Here is an 18384-nt window from a genome sequence, read left to right on the forward strand (position 1 = left end):
TTTAGAGACATTTGAGAAATTTGTTGAGTTAAAGTGAGCTCTAAGGTGTAAAGTAAAGAACAAAGTTTATAAAGGTGGTGAAATAAATATGGGGATTTTTTCTCGATTAAGTTGGTTTTTTAAACACCAATGGAAGCAGTATTTACTTGGTGTAATTGCCTTAATTCTTGTGGCAATTTGTAATGTTATTCCACCACGGATCATCGGGGATATTGTCGATGCTGTCAGCAAGAAGAATATGACGCAACGTTTCCTAATAATTAATCTAGTAATTCTAATAGTTACGGGGATCGGTCAATATTTATTGCGTTTTGTCTGGCGAAAAATGATCTTCGGCAGTTCTTATGTTTTGGAGCGGGATTTGCGGAGCCGGTTATTTCGGCATTTTATGCGGATGGATACAACTTTCTACCAGAAGTGGCGAACCGGGGATTTGATGGCGCATGCGACTAACGATATTGATGCGGTCAGAGATGTTGCCGGACCGGGTATTTTAACTTTAGCCGATTCTTTGATAACGGGTTCTTCAATGATTTTAGCGATGGGATTATTGATCGACTGGCAATTGACCGGATTAGCAGTTTTGCCCATGTTATTATTAGCTGTCATGGCAAATGTTTTAGGGAAGAAGGTTCATTTTGCTTTTAAAAATTCCCAAGCTGCTTTTTCCAGTATCAATAATAAGACTCAAGAGAGTGTAGTCGGAATCAAGGTTCTCAAAGCTTTAGGTCAGGAAAAAGAGGACGAGGCGGACTTTGATAAATATGTTGACCAGAATATCAAAGCTAATAAACGTTCTTATCGGTTGGATTCGCTGTTTGATCCACTAACGACCGTTATTATGGGGTTGTCTTATGTTATCACCATCATCTTTGGTGGCTTGGCAGTGTTACATTCCCGAATTACGATTGGTCAATTAGTTTCATTTATTACTTATATGGCCGAATTGATGTGGCCAATGTATGCGGTCGGAAGTTTGTTTAATTTATTGGAGCGAGGTTCTGCTAGTTATGACCGAATCAATGAATTATTACAAGAGAAGTCATCTTTGGTTCAACCCAAAGATGCTCTGACGACTGTACCCAATGCGACTTTAAATTTTGACATCAATACTTTTCACTATCCAGATGATCAGGCAGTTGCTTTAAGTAATGTCGACTTTGACTTAGCACCAGGACAGACTTTAGGAATTGTTGGACCAACTGGTGGTGGTAAATCGACCATTATTAGTTTGTTAATGCGTGATTTTGATCATTACGACGGAAAAATCGAAGTCGGACAGATCGATATTCGCAAATATAACTTGGAAAGTTATTTGGCCACAATTGGGTATGTTCCTCAGACTAATTTTTTGTTCTCGACCACGGTGCGTGATAATGTGAGATTCGCCAATATCAGCGCAACTCAAGAACAAGTTGAAGCGGCGAGTCATATTGCTGACCTGGATGGAGATATTGCCCGTATGCCAGAAGGTTACGATACTCAAGTTGGTGAATTAGGGGTTTCTTTGTCAGGCGGCCAAAAACAACGCTTAGATATTGCCAGAGCTATTTTGAGTGATCCTAAGATGTTGATTTTGGATGATTCTTTGTCAGCGGTTGATGCCAAGACTGAACGCAATATTGAAGCGCGATTACAAAAAAATCGCCAAACAGGTACGACAATTATTGCTGCCAGTCGTTTAAGTTCAGTTGAAAATGCTGACAAAATTTTAGTAATTGGAAACGGAACTATCCTCCAACAAGGTAATCATCGAGAACTATTGGAACAAGCCGGTTGGTATGCCGATACTTATAATCTTCAAGCTCACCGAGCTCAAATTGAGGGGAGGCTAAATCATGAATGATCCGAATAAAAAAAATCCAAACGAGATGCCTACTTTAACTAAGCAAGATCAACGACAAGTTTTAAAACGCCTCTTTAAATTTGCTTGGTTATTTAAGCGTCAGTTTGGAATTGCTATTATTTTTGCCTTGCTGTTGAGCGTGATCAATGTTTTGTTACCAAGAATGTTGCAATACTATATGGATAATTACTTATCGAAACAGAGTACTGGTCTGCAGATAATCATTGGCTTTGCAACTGTTTATGCGATTGGTATTATCATCAAAGCAATTGTTCAATTTATCCAAGAATTTGCCTTTGCTATGGGAGCTGAACGAACTCTCGAAAAAATTCGAAGCAGATTATTTCATAAATTACATACATTAGGTTTAAATTACTTCGATACGACGCCCGCAGGTTCAATCGTATCCCGAGTTACCAATGACACAAAGACGCTTTACGATTTTTGGATGTTATTTTTAACCTTGGTCTTGGCCTTCTTTGCGATGATTTCAGCCTTTATCGCAATGTGGACAGTTAAACCAATTTTGGCACTGGCGACAGCCTTTTTTGTGATTATTTGGTATAGCTTGATCATGTTATATCAAAAGTTGAGTTTCACCATTTATCAACATTTACGGGAGTACTTGAGTCAGATCAATACTAAGTTGAACGAATCATTGATGGGGATCAACATTATTCAACAATTTGGTCAACAACAGCGAATGATTGCCGAATTTGAAGATCGTAACGGAGCTTATTTTCAAATGAGAAATAAGATGATCAATGTCAATTCATTGTTACTCTATCCTACGATCAGCTTGATGTTTGTTTTGGCCGAAGTAATTTCTCTTGGCGGTTTTGGCTGGCAAAGTATGCATCTGGTCGTCCAAGCTGGTGTGATCTATGCTTTTATATCTTACCAAGAGAACTTCTTCAATCCTTTGGCCGATGTGATGAATTACATGTCCTTTTACCAAGATGGTCTCGTGGCCGGATATCGAATCATGAAGCTATTTGATAATCCAACTGCTGCTCCAGCGCAAAATGAGTCCAGTCAGTTGAAGATCACAGCTGGTAAAATTGAATTTCGCCACGTGACCTTTAGTTATGTCCCTGGTAAGCCAGTTTTAAAGGATATTAATTTTACCGTTCAACCAGGGCAGACAGTAGCTTTTGTAGGACACACCGGAAGTGGAAAGAGTTCCATTATCAATTTGATGCTGCGATTCTACGAGTTTGGTGAAGGTCAGATTTTGATCGACGGTCATGATATTCGAGACTATTCAACACAAGAATTGCGGCAGAATTTGGGCTTAGTGATTCAAGAACCATATTTATTTTACGGTGATATTGCAAAGAATATTCGGATGTTTGATGAGAAAATTACGGAACAACAAGTTGAGCAGGCAGGAAAGTTTGTCGACGCTGATGATTTTATTCAAAAACTTCCCAATAAATATCATGCTAAAGTAAGTGAAAGAGGAGCTAGTTTTTCAACCGGTCAAAGACAATTGATATCCTTTGCCCGCACCATCGTCAGAAATCCCAAAGTATTGATTCTTGATGAGGCGACGGCTAATATCGATCCTCAGACGGAACAGAGTATTACTCAAGGGCTTGCTAAAATGCGTGACGACCGGACTACAATTGCAGTGGCTCACCGTTTATCAACCGTTCAGGATGCTGATCAGATTTTAGTCTTGAATCAAGGCAAGATCATCGAACGAGGTACGCATGAAGAATTGTTGGCAAAAGGTGGTCACTATGCACAATTGTATGAATTACAAAACGATGATTTAAATTAATTATAAGTAAAAAGCATGATTAACTATTTAAGATGAGTATTTAACATATTTCTTTTTAAACCTTAAACTAAAATCATAAATCAATAATTGGAAGTACTTAGATGAGAAAACAAATTTCAGAAGGCTTTTTTGATGGTGAACGTCCACTATTCAAAATTCAAGCTACAGATATTAAAGATACAACCTTTGGTGAAGGTGAATCACCATTGAAAGAAGTTTCAGATTTAACCCTAGATAATGTAGTATTCAAGTGGAAATATCCACTCTGGTATGCCAAAGACATCAAAGTTTCCAACAGTATTTTTGAAACTATGTCCCGTTCTGGTATTTGGTATACACATAATATTGAAATCAATAATTCGGCTTTGCAGGCTCCTAAGTTGTTCCGGAGAGCAACTGATATTCGGCTCAAAAATGTTCATTTTGCTGATGCTGAAGAGACTTTGTGGACGTGTAGCGATATTGATCTGCGAGATGTTCAAGTTAATGGAGATTACTTTGGTAAAGATAGTGACAATATCTATGCCGAGAATCTTAATGTAGTAGGTAACTATGTTTTTGACGGTGCGAAGAATATTGAAATTCATAATTCAACTTTTGTCTCTAAAGATGCCTTTTGGAATTGTGAAAATGTCACGATTTATGATTCCAAGATCAGTGGTGAATATTTAGCTTGGAACACCAAGAATATTACGTTGATCAATTGTACAATTGAAAGTGATCAAGGACTCTGTTATATCGATGGTCTAAAGATGGTCAATTGTAAAGTCTTGAGAACCGATTTGGCATTTGAATACTGTTCAAATATAAGGGCTGAAATTACTACCGGTCTGATGAGTATCAAGAATCCAATCAGCGGTTTGATCAAAGTGAAATCAGTCGATGAGATTATTTTTGATGATCCTAAGATCGATCCAAAAGCAACCGATATTCAAGTTCAAGAAAAAAGTTCTTCACGAGGTGTTTAGATGGAATATGACTTTGAAACTCTAAATCGTGTCCGTGGCGGCAACTCTTCTAAGTGGGATGTTGGCACTAATGAATTACCAATGACTACCGCCGATATGGATTTTCCCACAGCCCCTGAAATCATCGCGGCCATGCAAGAAAAAGTTAAAATGGGCTTATTTGGTTACGAGGAGATTCCAAATGAATATTTCCAGGCAGTAGATAACTGGTATCAGACAGAACATCATGTCAAGCCAGAAACTGACTGGATGCTCTTTGCGACCGGTGTTGTACCAGCTATCTCTTCGGCAGTAAGACGACTGACTTCATTAGGCGACAATGTCTTAGTTCAAGCTCCGGTGTATAATATCTTTTACAATTCGATCGTAAATAATGGGCGTCATATCGTTTCAAACGACTTAGTCTACGACCAAAAGAGCCTGACTTATCAGATTGACTTTGCTGATTTGGAAGAAAAGTTAAGTGATCCTTTGACTAATATGATGATTCTTTGCAATCCCCATAATCCAATCGGTAAAATCTGGAGTATTGAAGAATTGACCAAAATTGCTAAATTGTGTCAGCAATACCAAGTTAAATTATTTAGCGATGAGATCCATGGCGATTTAACTTTAACTTCTAAGGATTATCAGCCACTCTTTGGACTTGAGACTAAGTATTTGGATAATGTGGTAGTGGCCGTTTCACCAAGCAAAACGTTCAACGTAGCGGCGTTACATGCAGCAACTTTGATTGTTCCAAATGCCAACTTGCGAGCCCAAGTTAACCGGGGGTTGAATAGTGAAGAATTGGCTGAACCCAATCTTCTAGCTGTTCCCGGAACGATTGCTGCTTACAATGAAGGACATGCCTGGTTAAAAGCTTTGAAAAAACAATTACGGAGTAATCGGCAATTAGTAACTGATTTTGTAGAACAGAAGCTTCCTGAAATTAGATTAGTTCCCAGTGAAGCCACTTACTTGTTATGGTTTGATGTGGGACAGCTCACGCAAGATTCACAAGCTTTGAGTGACTTTATTCGTCAAGACAGCGGTTTGATCGTTAATCCCGGTTCAGTTTATCGTGGCGATGGTCAACACTTTATCCGCATGAATATTGCCAGTCCACAGGTTATGATTCAAGATGGTTTAACGCGGCTGCAAAAATCAATTCAAGATTATCAAAAATAATAAGATTTTAGACTATAATAATAACTGAAAATAGTTTCTTAAAGCAGGTGAATTTATGAATGCTGCAACGTCAGTTATTACTAAACCAAAAGTCCAGCCCCAATTACAAACGACTGGACATAAGAAGCATGTCGGTATTTTGGCTGGACCGTTCAATCCGATTCACAATGGTCATTTGATGATTGCTGAACAAGTTTATGAACAATTGGATTTGGATAAGATTTTATTTATTCCCGATAAAGTACCGCCACATCAAGGAATCAGTCGTTATATTCCCAAAGTTAGTGTCGATGATCGAATCAACATGGTAAAATTTGGAATCAGAGACAATCCTCACTTTGAGCTAGATATGACCGATATCGATCTTGGTGGAGTCAGTTATACTTATGAAACGGTCAATAAACTAAAACAGCGTCATCCTGATACGAAATATTACTTGATCGTCGGCTATGATATGGTTGAGAATCTTTCTAAATGGTCCCATATCAATGAACTTGTCAAGGAAGTTCAGTTCGTCGGTGTCTGTCGAAAAGGATTTGAGAAAAAGTCTCATTTCCCAATTATGTGGGTCAATACGCCCGTGATTGAAATTAGTTCAACAGTTATTCGGCAAAGGGTTCGTGAAGGAAAGTCGCTGAAATATTTTGTTCCTGACGATGTTGCTTGGTATATTAAAGATCGAGGAATTTATCGTAAATAAGCTAATTGGCTATTAATCAAAAAGAGAGGACCTAATTCGTGTGAATTAGGTCCTCTCTTTATTACTGTTAAGGGTTGATTCGTTGTTGCGATACGTTGGCATTACTATGCGTGTCAGCAAGCAGTAGAGTATATAGATTGAATCCGAAAAAAGCAATGATTACTAAGACGCCAGTCAATAAAAAGCCGAAGTACATAAAGCCCAGACCCATGATTAAGCCTAAGACCGCAAAACATCTAATTAAGTTTTTAGCAAAATTGACTAAACTATTTTCAGTCTTAAAAGCTTGATGATAGGCGGTATCTAACCTCTGGATCGAACTGTTACGTGGCTCGCTTTGATGAATTTCTAGCGTTAGATGGTATGGTTCGACACCGTCGACGATTTTGTCATCACCATATTCATCCGTGACAACCTCTTTAAAAGGGCCACCATGAATCAAAAGGGTAGGATAAGAATCTTGCTTGAGTGCAGACTTTAAGTCGTCGTCCAAGATTATCGAGCCAATATTTGTTGACTCTTCATTCCAAATGTTCGCAAAAACTTGGAGTTGTTTGCCATCGAAATGCGTGTCAACATGCGCTAAATCAAGATTTTCTAATTGGTAGATTTTAAAGATGAATTTATTCTTTAGAATTTGGTGGTTATTTAAACCCTCATAAATGTCTTTTTGATTAACCGCTTGGATGTGTTCAAGATATTCTTGAAGAAATGATGTGGCAGCGGTTGATAGATTGATGTCTTTCTTTACTAATATAGTCATATTTCCCCCAAAAAATGATAACGACTAACCTGAGTATAACAAAAATGTATCCGCTTTTGTGGCTTTTTATGAAAACGCTTTAAATTAACTACTGATTTCCTGATTTAGCCAATTTATTAGTAATAAACTTATAATATTTTGTTGTTTTACGTTACTGATCTGAGCTTTGTGATCACCTTTCTGTAATCCATAGCTTCCAAAACCACCATGGTTGCCACCAGCAATTTGTTCAAAATCTGTATTGGCTGGTAACAGCTTTTTGGCCTTTTGGTAGTTTGCTCTGTTTAAAACTCCATCTCTTGAAGCAGTTACGGAGAGGACGGGGATTTTGATCTTATGTAAATCACCTTCAGTTTCAGGATAGCTGGCTAATAAGAAGACACCTTTTAACTTGTCGGCATGATTCTTAGCGTAACGGCAGGCCATCGTACCACCTAATGAATGACCACCGATGATGTAAGGCTGGTTGTTTTGAACCTTATTTGCTGCATTCGTATTTAAAATTGCCAAGTCTAATGGAAATCTGACAATGTAAACGCTGTAGCCTGCTTGAGCTACTTTTTGCGCCCAAATGCTGTAACTCTTAGGGTCAACTAAGGCCCCAGGATAGAAGATAATCATTGGTTTGGTATCATCGCCTTGAAATTTGATAGTATTGCTGACGACTGTGCTTTCTTTGGCGGCGTTGTTGGCTAAGACGGAGGGAGGATACTCCTTGATTTTAATGAAACTGATACTGGCGATAACTAGAATAATTAGAAATATACCCAAACTAAGCAAAAATTTTGAGACTTTTTTCATGCTTTCCTCCATTTTCAATTATTTCTAATAATATTGTACTTTACATTCCTTATGAAAATATGCTACATTTAAGAAAATAAAAATATCTTAGATATTGAAAAGAAGGAGTACTATGTACTTTATCCACAGGGAGTCAAGATAAGTGAGAACTTGGCGTGTCGGTATATAGGAAAAACATCTTTGGTCTTCTGGCTGAAATTTCGAGAGTAGGTTCAGACGTATTCCAGTACGTTATAATTGGCAAGTATTTGATGTACTTTGAGGTGTTTTTTATAAAAAAACTTGGGTGGTACCGCGGAAAGATCTTTCGTCCCTTTTACTGGGGATGGAGGATCTTTTTTTCATTTCATCACATAGTATTCCAAAGAATTAAGGAGAAATAACAATGGAAGATGTCTTAGTGAAAGATTTATACAAAAAAGAATTTGCTGATGGTGACAAGATCACTGTATCAGGTTGGATCAGAACAATTAGAGGTTCTAAGCGTGTTGGTTTTATTGAACTAAACGATGGTTCATTCTTCAAGAATGTGCAAGTCGTTATTACTAGCGATATGGAAAATTACGCAGAAGTTGTAAAGTTTCCTATTAGTACAACAATCAAAGTTGTCGGTGAATTAGCTTTAACGCCAAAAGCTCAACAACCATTCGAAATTCATGCAACTGAAGTTGTCGAAGAAGGAGCATCAGATCCCGACTTCCCACTCCAAAAGAAAGCACACTCATATGAATTTATGAGATCGATCGCTCATTTGCGTCCTAGAACAAATACTTTTTATTCCGTTTTCCGTATTCGTTCACTAGCAGCCTTTGCCATTCACGAATACTTACAAAAACATGACTTTGTTTATGTTCACACACCAATCATCACTAGTTCAGATGCTGAAGGTGCCGGTGAAATGTTCCAAGTTACAACATTAGATTTGAACAACGTCCCTAAAACTGATGAAGGTAAAGTTGATTACAATGAAGACTTCTTTAGAAAGGAAACCAATTTGACCGTTTCTGGACAACTTGAAGTTGAACCATTTGCTTTAGCTTTCAGAAATGTTTACACATTTGGCCCAACGTTTAGAGCTGAAAATTCCCATACTGGACGCCATGCTTCCGAATTCTGGATGATTGAACCAGAAATGGCCTTTGCAGACTTGCAAGATGAAATGGATTGTTCAGAAGAATTGTTGAAATACGTAATCAACTACGTTATGGACAATGCTAAAGAAGAACTTGATTTCTTGAACGAAAACGTTGATAACACTTTGATCGACCGCTTGAAGGCAACTGCCGGTGAGGAATTTGCTCATGTATCTTATACAGATGCAATCGATATTTTGGAAAAAGCAACTGACGTTGAATTTGAAGTTAAACCATATTGGGGACTTGATCTTGATTCCGAACATGAACGTTATCTTTCAGAACAAGTTTACAAGAAGCCAGTCTTCATTACTGATTATCCAAAGGAATTCAAAGCCTTCTATATGCGTGCTAATGACGATGGTAAGACTGTCGCCGCTGCTGACTTGTTAGTTCCTGAAATTGGTGAATTGATCGGTGGATCACAACGTGAGGAACGTTTAGATAAGCTTGAAAAGAGAATGGCTGAACTTGATATGAACGAAGAAGACTACAAGTGGTACTTAGAATTGCGTAAGTACGGTGGTACAGTTCACTCAGGCTTTGGTATTGGTTTTGAAAGATTAGTTATGTACATTACTGGTATGGAAAATATCAGAGATGTCATTGCTTATCCAAGAACACCAGGTAATGCTGAATTTTAATTAGGTACGAAAAAACGTAAAGTCATTGGGCTTTACGTTTTTTTAATTCGCTGGATTTTATAAAACAGTTACGGCATCGGTTGGAACAAATTGATTTGTGGCAACACGATAGTAAGTTTTACCATTGATATAAGCGATACGATCTACTCTCCATGCAGTGTTAGCAAGAAGTTCATGGCTTGTAATGTTATTGCCTTGTGAGTCAACTAATTGTTGATCTGCATTAGTTTGGATAACAATATTTCTATTTTCATAGACATAAACACTCGCTGCTTTGACCCATTCGTTAGTAGCAACACGATAGTATGTATCACCACCGAAACTCATTTCTTTATCACTGAACCAGTCGGTCGCGGGTTTTAGACTACGATTTTGAACTTTTGACACTTCAAGCGTGTAAAGAGTGACATTGCCCAACTTAGGATGTGTAGAAACTAAACGGTCAACATCGTTAATGTCTTCAGGTGAGTTAGGTGAAATTAGTGGATCACTTGTGTCAGTTGACGTTCCACTTGAGTTATTTGAAGAGCCAGAATTATTTGTAGATGATCCAGAATTGTTATTCTTTGCAGGGTCTGCAGTAACGGTGACTGTCTTAATGATAGGAGTACCATCTTTTAGCTTGTAAGTATAAGTAACAGTGAACGTACCAGCCTTGACGACTTTACCATCTTTTAGAACACCATTTTTGTCTGTGATTGTTGTTGAAACAGCATTGACAGCATCATTACCAGTTAAAGTGGTATCATTGTTGTCTTGAACTGATTTCAAGTTGTCTGCTGCGGTCCAAGTTTCACCAACTTTTGTAGTGCCATCGGAGGCATTAATGACGTGTCTCATGGAAATATAAATGCCAGGAATTGTTCCAATAGAAGAGCCACCTGAAGTGCCTTCATTGTTAGGATTAGGATGAATAGTGGGGCCAGTTTGAGATCCAGAATTTATATATGAATATTCAGTTTGCTGTGAACCGTCAGGATTCAAAAGCATTGAGTAGCCATCGTTGTTTGCAATTTTTGTGATGCCGTTGTTAACCAAGTTAACGTAGATATCACTGATATATGTCCAATTAGTTTTGTTTGCATCAACAAGTTGGTTCTTGTCTGATTGATTAAAATTATTGATTTGGATATCGCTACCAGAAATGTAAGAAGGCATTTGATCTTGAAGTTCTTTATCAGCTGCTGTATAAGAAACATTCAACTGATTGACAGTTACGGCTGGATATTGCCCCTTGATGCTACTGCCAGATATATTATCACTAAAACCTTTAAAATAAGCTGTTAAATAAGCTTCTCTAAAATAGTTTGTATATGTATAAACACCAAGCGTAGCGGTTTGGGCTTGAGTGGTACTCTTATTATTATTTACAAGAGGTATGGTTACCTTGATTGTTTGACCCACTCCTAAAGAAGTTCCAGATGGAACAATCTTAATTTCATTTACACTGGATAGTTTAAAATTAGGATCGTCTGCGATATGTTGCTCATAAGTAGCGTAGCCACCAGTGTCTGTTAGGTAAGTAACTTTAGCCCCTGTAGGTAGTCCGGTAATGTAGGACTTTAGGTCAGTGTCATCAGACATCAGAATACTATTATTATTATACATTTTTTCATATTTTGGCAACATCAAAACTGTTTCATAGTCAGATTGTGCCTTATCAGAGGTATTGGTAATCGTGTAATTTGCAGTTATAGTTTTTGCATGTGCATCTACAATTATAGTGTCATCTTTGTTGTCATCAGTTGATTGAGATGTTGCACTGGCTTTGTCATTAGTTGCACTGATAGAAACTGCCGCCTTAACTGGATCTGGATAATTAAGGGGCTTTACTTCTGGATTATTGATCAAAACATCGTCAGAATTTGTGGCAGTATCAACAACAGGTTGAGCTTCTTGAGTTGAATTTTTAGTGGTATCGGTGTCAGAGCCATTATTTGTATTATTAGTAGTGGTTGATGATTCCAAATTCGTTCCAGCTGTTGTACCGGTTGAAGTATTTGAAATATCATCACTAGCAGCTACGACACCAGATTTGGTTGTGTCAGTTTCAGAATTATTTTGGCCAGCGTTGGAATCCATCTTATTTGATGTTTCATTAGTGATGCTGCTATTTCCATTGTCTTTGATACTTGAGCTGTCAGCGATTGCTGCTTCATTCTTGTTAACATTGCTTGCTTGTTCAGTAGATGAACCAGTTGAATCCGATGTAGTATCGGCCTTTGCTGTATTAGTTTGAACTAATTGGACTCCTAAAGCTGCTACTCCGAGGGCAGTTACGATAAACTTTTTATTAAATTTTTTGTATGAATTAGAATGTACTTTTTTCATTATTATCCCTCACAATAAATTTTCCTGTTTTTAAAAGTATAATTTTATCTTTAATTACTATCCAATTCGTATTCTAGTTCTATGTGAGGACATTAATATATCATTATATGTAAGAAATAATTTCCTAATATGATTAGACATAAAAAATAATATGCTTAATAGTTATTGTAACCTTAGGAAAATAAATTTGTGATTTAGGATAAAAATAAAAACCGATATGGTGAGGATCACCTGAAACTATAAATAATTATTTTAATATTGATTTGCTGATAAATTTACTCTATTATTAAATTGTTCATAATATAGGATGAACTTTTATAAGGGGGATTTTTTATGAAAACTGCAAAATCTGTAGCTTTGCTTGCCGCTTTAGCTATAGCAACTATAGGGGGACTTGCTACATCGCAAAATGATGTTTCGGCTTCTGGAGTTGCCACAACCACTACTCAAGGTCCAGCTAGACTTTATACATCTACTGGAAGTTTGATTACTGATCGAGAGCTCGCTCCAAATACTAAATGGGCTGTTGGTAAAACAATTTCTATTAATAATGAAACTTTTTATCAAGTTGCAACTAATGAGTATTTGAAAGCAGCCGATTCGAGCTTAGATGGTAGCGCTACACAACAACCTGCTCAAACTGCTTTGATTGGAACAGTATCTACACCAAGTGGAACACTTACTATCAGCAAAAGGTCAAATGATTTTTCTGATACCTTTTTGCCACAAGGTTCTCAATGGAGAATTGGTAAATACATTGTTAACCGTTTAGGTAAGAAGTATGTTCAAATTTCTAATGACGATTATGTGCCAATTAGCCATATGACTTTTAACCACCCATTGCCTGAGCCAACATCTGATCCTGATTTTTATTATTACTGGCAAATGGATCCAAATTTGAATCCTGGCTATACTCCACACACTGATTATTAATTACGAAAAGTGGGTCTAAACTTTATCGTGTTGGTAGATTATTTCTACTGACACGATTTTTTTAGACCAATCAAAAAAAGGACATCAATAATATCCTTTATAATATAACCACGATTTTTGCCGCGAAACGAAAATCAGAAAATATAAAGAGGTATTATCATGTCCCAAGATGATTTTGTCCTAAAAATACTAAATATAACAGTTACTAATATCAAAATAATTGATTGTATCATCAATATCTAACAATCAATATAGTCTTTCATTATCCAAAGTTAAAGATTGCAGTGATGAAGGTGGCTGCACCAAGGAAAATGCCAGGAATATTAGCCCAGACGATTGGCCAATCCCTTTCTTTCTTGAGCAAACCGTAAGCTGTCCAAATCGTGCAGTTGATAAATGCAACTAATGGCTGAATAGGATTACCCTTAGATCCTGATAGGTTTGACATGATTTGTGGGATGTACGAAACATACATCAAAACTGACATCAAACTAGCCACTGTCCCAATTTTTTCTACTTTTTCTGAACTGATTTTCTGCAAATAATAACTTCCTTTCATCTCTCAGCTTTTTTTGTCATCAGTTTAATTGGACAAAAATTCTTTTATTAGATAATTCAGTGTATTTACACTAAATCAGACAAACTGTCTTGTCAATTAAGACGCTGTTTCACGGAAACAATTGTATTCAAAAACCCGCAATGTAAATAAATCATTGCGGGTTTAGTCTTTTCAACAAATTAGTTTAGATATTGATCACGATTTTTTAAAACTTCTCGCACCTCGTCAGTACTTTTTGCATCAAGCATAGCGTTTCTTAAATCAGTCGCTCCCAGTTCAGGACGGGCATAGATTTTAAAGAAGCGTTTTAAAGATGGGAAACGGGGAACGTCGTAGTGGGTTGAGAACTCATCAAATAAATCAAGCTGCATTTTCAATAATTCTAGGAGTTCATCTAATGAGTGTTCTTGGGGTTTCGGTTCAAAAGCAAAAGGACTTGCAAAGACGCCACGGCCAATCATGATACCATCTAATCCGGGATGTTCTTGAGCTAGTTTCAGACCAGCTTGATAGTCAGGTACATCACCATTGATTTGGAGGAGTGTTTCAGGAGAAATTTCATCACGTAATTTGATTAGATCATCAATTAATTCAAAGTGAGCAGGAACTTTACTCATTTCCATTTTTGAACGCAAATGAATCGTTAACAATTGAACGTGTTGATTCAACAACACTGGAATCCATTCCTTGTATTCTTCTGCTTTACTGTAACCTAGGCGAGTTTTGACACTGACAGCAAGGTCAGTAGATTTGGCGGCTTCAATAACAGCTTCGGCAGATTGTGGATTACGGATCAGGTCGCTACCACCATGATTTTTAATGACAGTTCCGTCAGGACAGCCAGTATTGATGTCAATTGCCTTGAATCCTTGATCCTTTAAAGCAGCACCGGCGAGCACAAAGTCCTCTGGCTGGTTCCCCCAAAGTTGTACGACAGGTGTCATTTTATCAGTAGGTTCCATATATAGTCGTCCATGAGCAGGAAATTTGGTAGTGGAGTCAGTGATACTCTTGGCATAAACGAATTCACTGAAAAAGACGTCCGGGGGGCAGGCTTTAGCTATTACTTGGCGAAAAACAGTGTTGCTAACTGCTTCCATTGGAGCCATCGTGAAGAAAGGCCGATGTTCTTTCCGAGCTTTAGCAGCAATCTCTGGCCAAAAATTTGATTCTGTCACGTTCATTACTTCCTTTAATCTAATTGTTTAATTCCATATCATTATATATTACTAGTTTCTTTGAGTAGAATCTAATGATTGCTTTTTATAAATGATATTTGTTGTAAGAAAAAAAAATACCAATCTTTCAATTAGTATCCCTAATTTGTGATTAATTATTTAATATCGCTCAACCGTCCATAATAAATCAAATAACGACGTCCACTATCCGACAATTTCAACTTGGTGACACTCGCATTATCAGGTTCCATAATATCGACGATATCTGGTACTTGGGTCACTAATTTAACCAATGATCTAGTGACGAAACCATGACAGACAACTAAAATCTTTTGATCGCCTTTTTCTTTCATATCTTTCAGAAAGCTTTCTAATCGCTCCCAAACTTGTTGATATGATTCACCTTGTTGGGCGTACTTAATATAGTCTTCAGTGATATAGCCATTTTCATCAAAGCCATCCGGATGTTTTGCTTTGACTTCATCTGCGACCAAGCCGTCCCAAGATCCATAATTGATTTCTCGCAAGCGAGCATCGGTATGAATCTCGTGAACATTTTGGTTCAAAATCTCGGCCGTCTGATAGGCACGTTTTAAAGGACTGGAATAAACTTCATCAAAATCATTAATATTTAAAGATTTAAGCAAATAATTAACTTGTTTGCGACCTGTTTGATTCAAATCGAGATCGGTAGCGGAACCATTGATTTTTCCAGTGTAATTAGTATCAGTTTCACCATGTCTGACAATATATAATTCAACCATTTTGAACCCCCAAATTATTTTAGTATTCCATAAATACGTTTTCATTTCTTCTTATATTATACCCATAAAAGTTTTGATTGTTGAAAAATTCATTTAGATATCAGTTTTAAGATGGAGCAAATTGATTCAGAAAATTAAACTTAAAACTTGCAATCATTAATGGATAGTCGGTATAGTTTATAGGATTGAATTAATTGTGAATGGAAGTGAGATTGTGACCCAGTCAACTTACTGGAATCGCATTGCAAATAAAGCTAAGAGTGAAAATCGTCCTTTTTTTAGTTTGGCACCAATGGAGGCTGTTACGGGATCGGTTTTTCGTCGGGTAGTTATGAAAGCTGCAGCGCCAGATGTTTTTTATACCGAATTTACTAATGCCTTGAGTATTACTCATCCACTGGCAAAAGAAACTACCAAAGGGCGCTTATATATCGACCCCAAAGAGGATCCTAAGCCAATCGTTCAACTGTGGGGGAATAATGGCGAAGATTTTGCCAAAGCCGCAATTGAGGTTAAAAAGCAAGGCTATGAGGCAATTGATATCAATACGGGTTGCCCCGATATTGCTGTGATAAAAAATCATAGTGGTAGTGATTTGATTCGTCATTTTGATACGACCAAGGAGATTATTGAGGGCGCTCGTAAGGCTGATCTGCCAGTCAGTGTCAAAACTCGACTGGGGTATAGTCAGATTGAAGAATTTGAAACCTGGATTCCTTTCCTCTTGAAACAACAAGTTCCTGTTTTGACCGTCCATGTTAGAACTAGAGAAGAAATGAGCAAGGTTGCCGCTCACTATGAGTTGATCGACCAATTGGTCCAGATGCGTGATACTTACGCACCAGATACTTTGTTGCAGATCAATGGTGATATTGCCGACTATCAAGCAGGATTACAATTGGCAAAAGATCATCCTGGAATTGATGGTATTATGATTGGTCGAGGGATTTTTATGAATCCATATGCCTTTGAAAAAGAACCCCAGCAACATTCGAGTCATGAATTGCTGAATCTCCTACGCTATCAATTAGATCTTTACGATCAATTTGTAGCCATGGGTATCCCAGGTCACTTTGCGCCACTACAACGTTTCTTTAAGATCTACGTTCGAGGGATGAAAGGTGCCTCGGCAATTAGAAATGATTTGATGCAGACGAAGACGACTGATGATGCACGTAAGATCATTGATCAAATCGATCCTGGAAAATAATAGGGTACACACATAAATTTCAAAAAAGCTGATGAACGAATTATATTTCATTCATCAGCTTTTTTTATTCATTATTAGTACTGGTTCGATATTGAAAAACAATCTTTTTTAAAATCACGATTGAGCCTAAGAAAAAGCTTGAGGCAATAATTGCAGTGATAGGCAACATGTGGAACATATTAGTTGGTAAAACTAAAGCCAAAAGTGGAAAGGCAAATGCGGCTGGTAACTTTATCTTGAGAATCTGTAACAAAATAAAGACTAATGGTAATGATATCAAGGCCGACATTAACCATGAACTAAAGATTAGATGGATAAATACGCCAATTGAGGCAGCTCCAACTAAGGCTAAAAAATGTTTGCTAGCCATTTTCCAGTCATACGTTGGTTTTTGTAGAACCTCAAAGAAAACCACCATTACAGGTGGGATGGCAGCCATTTGTGAAAAGCCAAAGGCCCAGACGCCACCAACCCAAAGAATCGCCATGATTGTAAAAATTATCATATGATGATTTTGAATCAGATTGCTTGCAGGAGCTTTTCGGTAATGTCCTTGTAAGTAGACGCCAACCATAAGCAGTCCAGTGAAAAGCAGGATGGCAACGATAAATGACCAGTGGGTCGCATTGATGATAATTGGCAGTAAACCAGTTGCAAACGATGGGGCTAGGTTAGAATGTAGCAATCTTAATAATAACAGCATTAAAATTAAGCCTATCAAAACTTTTTGTGCGTAAATGATGGGGAACTGATTGATAACAAAGCCGATAATGGCAGTTCCTGATGGTGCTAAGAAAATTTTACTAGGTTGATTGATCCAACCGCTGTTGTGATAAATCCAAGTTCCAGTCGTTAAGGCTCCAATTTCGGGAAGGATAATTTCCAGGTCGTTTAGTAAAGTGGCGATTGCAACCATGAAAATAATGAAAGCAAAGCCGATTAAGTAATTCTGTTTTTCATTGATAGATAAGTTCATAAAGCTAGATATCCCCTTTTAATCTATTGTTCTGGAGAAACTAGACTATTGTAACACACAAATATAATTTCTGAAAATAATTCTAATATATTAAAGTTAATAAATTTATATATTTTTGGAATCCATATAAGGATTTATACTTTTTTTACAATAAAATAATATATACAAATTGGATAAGATGCTGTTTTTTTACGAATTACACTTTAGAATAATGGTGTAGACCAAATGAGAAATAAATAATTATTGGCTTAGAAATAGAGAGGACATTTATTATGAAGGAAAATAATATTGTAGATACACGGACTTACGACTTAGATCAGATTGATGACGTCATCCGAGAACTAGATGCCGCTAAGATCAAAGTCAATGCTTTGATGGATTACAATTTGAGATTACGGCGTTTGAATGATCAAGAACCAAACAAAAAATTGATGGCTCATGAATTTAATCGACTCAGTCCGATTATGGAATTGCTTAATACCGATATTTTTGAATCGATCGATAAGGCGATTGAAATCTTGAATAAAGGGAACAAGGCTCCAGAAAAAGAATAATTATCGTTTTAGTAGAAGTCATTCTAATTGTGAAAATTAGGATGATTTTTTTTTTTATTTTTTTCTAT

The 18384-nt window shown here is 37.1% G+C and carries 16 protein-coding genes and 1 other annotated feature; of the genes, 9 read left to right on the forward strand and 7 right to left on the reverse strand.

What is annotated here, in order from left to right; genetic code table 11:
- Window positions 1-88 precede the first annotated feature (88 nt).
- The 5 genes from ACYT32_RS08865 (at window position 89) to ACYT32_RS08885 (ending at window position 6470) form a co-directional block, all read left to right on the forward strand.
- Window positions 89-1846 (forward strand): ABC transporter ATP-binding protein, encoded by a 1758-nt coding sequence (locus tag ACYT32_RS08865; RefSeq protein ID WP_395265632.1) that lies wholly within the window; start codon window positions 89-91, stop codon window positions 1844-1846.
- Complete coding sequence (locus ACYT32_RS08870) at window positions 1839-3632, forward strand: ABC transporter ATP-binding protein (protein WP_395265631.1); 1794 nt, start codon at window positions 1839-1841, stop codon at window positions 3630-3632. The genes ACYT32_RS08865 and ACYT32_RS08870 overlap by 8 nt, the downstream gene beginning before the upstream one ends.
- 101 nt (window positions 3633-3733) lie before the next feature.
- The gene (locus ACYT32_RS08875) at window positions 3734-4600 is read left to right on the forward strand and encodes a DUF3737 family protein (protein ID WP_395265630.1); all 867 of its coding nucleotides are present in this window, start codon (window positions 3734-3736) and stop codon (window positions 4598-4600) included.
- The gene (locus tag ACYT32_RS08880; RefSeq protein ID WP_395265629.1) at window positions 4601-5770 is read left to right on the forward strand and encodes a MalY/PatB family protein; all 1170 of its coding nucleotides are present in this window, start codon (window positions 4601-4603) and stop codon (window positions 5768-5770) included.
- 55 nt (window positions 5771-5825) lie between these two features.
- On the forward strand, window positions 5826-6470 hold the full coding sequence (locus ACYT32_RS08885) for a nicotinate-nucleotide adenylyltransferase (protein ID WP_395265628.1): 645 nt from the start codon (window positions 5826-5828) through the stop codon (window positions 6468-6470).
- Between the two features lie 67 nt (window positions 6471-6537).
- Here the strand turns inward: ACYT32_RS08885 and ACYT32_RS08890 are convergent, their stop codons facing one another.
- Together ACYT32_RS08890 and ACYT32_RS08895 are read right to left on the reverse strand one after the other, a co-directional pair.
- Entirely contained in the window at window positions 6538-7233 is a 696-nt protein-coding gene (locus tag ACYT32_RS08890) for a hypothetical protein (RefSeq protein WP_395265627.1), read from the reverse strand.
- 84 nt (window positions 7234-7317) lie between these two features.
- Window positions 7318-8034 (reverse strand): alpha/beta fold hydrolase, encoded by a 717-nt coding sequence (locus ACYT32_RS08895; RefSeq protein WP_395265626.1) that lies wholly within the window; start codon window positions 8032-8034, stop codon window positions 7318-7320.
- Between the two features lie 84 nt (window positions 8035-8118).
- Window positions 8119-8352 (forward strand) — a binding site (T-box leader).
- Between the two features lie 67 nt (window positions 8353-8419).
- On the opposite strand from ACYT32_RS08895, the gene asnS reads away from it, so the two are divergent.
- A complete protein-coding gene (asnS, locus tag ACYT32_RS08900; RefSeq protein WP_395265625.1) occupies window positions 8420-9811 on the forward strand; it encodes an asparagine--tRNA ligase in 1392 nt (463 codons plus the stop codon).
- A 57-nt stretch (window positions 9812-9868) separates the two neighbouring features.
- Here the strand turns inward: asnS and ACYT32_RS08905 are convergent, their stop codons facing one another.
- Window positions 9869-12142 (reverse strand): SLAP domain-containing protein, encoded by a 2274-nt coding sequence (locus ACYT32_RS08905; RefSeq protein WP_395265624.1) that lies wholly within the window; start codon window positions 12140-12142, stop codon window positions 9869-9871.
- A 333-nt stretch (window positions 12143-12475) separates the two neighbouring features.
- On the opposite strand from ACYT32_RS08905, the gene ACYT32_RS08910 reads away from it, so the two are divergent.
- Window positions 12476-13075, forward strand: coding sequence for an SLAP domain-containing protein (locus ACYT32_RS08910; protein WP_395265623.1), 600 nt, complete (start codon window positions 12476-12478; stop codon window positions 13073-13075).
- Between the two features lie 262 nt (window positions 13076-13337).
- On the opposite strand, the gene ACYT32_RS08915 is transcribed toward ACYT32_RS08910, so the two are convergent.
- The 3 genes from ACYT32_RS08915 to ACYT32_RS08925 form a co-directional block, all read right to left on the reverse strand.
- A complete protein-coding gene (locus ACYT32_RS08915) occupies window positions 13338-13607 on the reverse strand; it encodes a SemiSWEET family transporter (RefSeq protein WP_461793408.1) in 270 nt (89 codons plus the stop codon).
- Window positions 13608-13813: 206 nt separating this feature from the next.
- Complete coding sequence (locus ACYT32_RS08920; protein ID WP_395265621.1) at window positions 13814-14812, reverse strand: tRNA dihydrouridine synthase; 999 nt, start codon at window positions 14810-14812, stop codon at window positions 13814-13816.
- Window positions 14813-14967: 155 nt separating this feature from the next.
- Window positions 14968-15576 carry a histidine phosphatase family protein gene (locus tag ACYT32_RS08925; protein WP_395265620.1) on the reverse strand — a complete coding sequence of 203 codons (609 nt, stop codon included), beginning with the start codon at window positions 15574-15576 and terminating at the stop codon, window positions 14968-14970.
- 214 nt (window positions 15577-15790) lie between these two features.
- Here ACYT32_RS08925 and ACYT32_RS08930 point away from each other — a divergent pair, with 214 nt between their 5' ends.
- Complete coding sequence (locus tag ACYT32_RS08930) at window positions 15791-16786, forward strand: tRNA dihydrouridine synthase (RefSeq protein WP_395265758.1); 996 nt, start codon at window positions 15791-15793, stop codon at window positions 16784-16786.
- A 64-nt stretch (window positions 16787-16850) separates the two neighbouring features.
- On the opposite strand, the gene ACYT32_RS08935 is transcribed toward ACYT32_RS08930, so the two are convergent.
- Window positions 16851-17762 carry a hypothetical protein gene (locus ACYT32_RS08935; RefSeq protein ID WP_395265619.1) on the reverse strand — a complete coding sequence of 304 codons (912 nt, stop codon included), beginning with the start codon at window positions 17760-17762 and terminating at the stop codon, window positions 16851-16853.
- A gap of 272 nt (window positions 17763-18034) precedes the next feature.
- Between ACYT32_RS08935 and ACYT32_RS08940 the strand changes: the two genes are divergently transcribed.
- On the forward strand, window positions 18035-18316 hold the full coding sequence (locus ACYT32_RS08940; protein ID WP_395265618.1) for a hypothetical protein: 282 nt from the start codon (window positions 18035-18037) through the stop codon (window positions 18314-18316).
- Window positions 18317-18384: the final 68 nt, after the last annotated feature.

This window comes from Companilactobacillus sp. FL22-3, assembly GCF_054881455.1.

What these genes read in the sequence shown, in the direction of transcription:
- ACYT32_RS08865 (WP_395265632.1), top strand. Translation starts at nt 89, where the DNA reads ATGGGGATTTTTTCTCGATTAAGTTGGTTTTTTAAACACCAATGGAAG.
- ACYT32_RS08870 (WP_395265631.1), top strand. Translation starts at nt 1,839, where the DNA reads ATGAATGATCCGAATAAAAAAAATCCAAACGAGATGCCTACTTTAACT.
- ACYT32_RS08875 (WP_395265630.1), top strand. Translation starts at nt 3,734, where the DNA reads ATGAGAAAACAAATTTCAGAAGGCTTTTTTGATGGTGAACGTCCACTA.
- ACYT32_RS08880 (WP_395265629.1), top strand. Translation starts at nt 4,601, where the DNA reads ATGGAATATGACTTTGAAACTCTAAATCGTGTCCGTGGCGGCAACTCT.
- ACYT32_RS08885 (WP_395265628.1), top strand. Translation starts at nt 5,826, where the DNA reads ATGAATGCTGCAACGTCAGTTATTACTAAACCAAAAGTCCAGCCCCAA.
- ACYT32_RS08890 (WP_395265627.1), bottom strand. Translation starts at nt 7,233, where the DNA reads ATGACTATATTAGTAAAGAAAGACATCAATCTATCAACCGCTGCCACA.
- ACYT32_RS08895 (WP_395265626.1), bottom strand. Translation starts at nt 8,034, where the DNA reads ATGAAAAAAGTCTCAAAATTTTTGCTTAGTTTGGGTATATTTCTAATT.
- asnS (WP_395265625.1), top strand. Translation starts at nt 8,420, where the DNA reads ATGGAAGATGTCTTAGTGAAAGATTTATACAAAAAAGAATTTGCTGAT.
- ACYT32_RS08905 (WP_395265624.1), bottom strand. Translation starts at nt 12,142, where the DNA reads ATGAAAAAAGTACATTCTAATTCATACAAAAAATTTAATAAAAAGTTT.
- ACYT32_RS08910 (WP_395265623.1), top strand. Translation starts at nt 12,476, where the DNA reads ATGAAAACTGCAAAATCTGTAGCTTTGCTTGCCGCTTTAGCTATAGCA.
- ACYT32_RS08925 (WP_395265620.1), bottom strand. Translation starts at nt 15,576, where the DNA reads ATGGTTGAATTATATATTGTCAGACATGGTGAAACTGATACTAATTAC.
- ACYT32_RS08935 (WP_395265619.1), bottom strand. Translation starts at nt 17,762, where the DNA reads ATGAACTTATCTATCAATGAAAAACAGAATTACTTAATCGGCTTTGCT.
- ACYT32_RS08940 (WP_395265618.1), top strand. Translation starts at nt 18,035, where the DNA reads ATGAAGGAAAATAATATTGTAGATACACGGACTTACGACTTAGATCAG.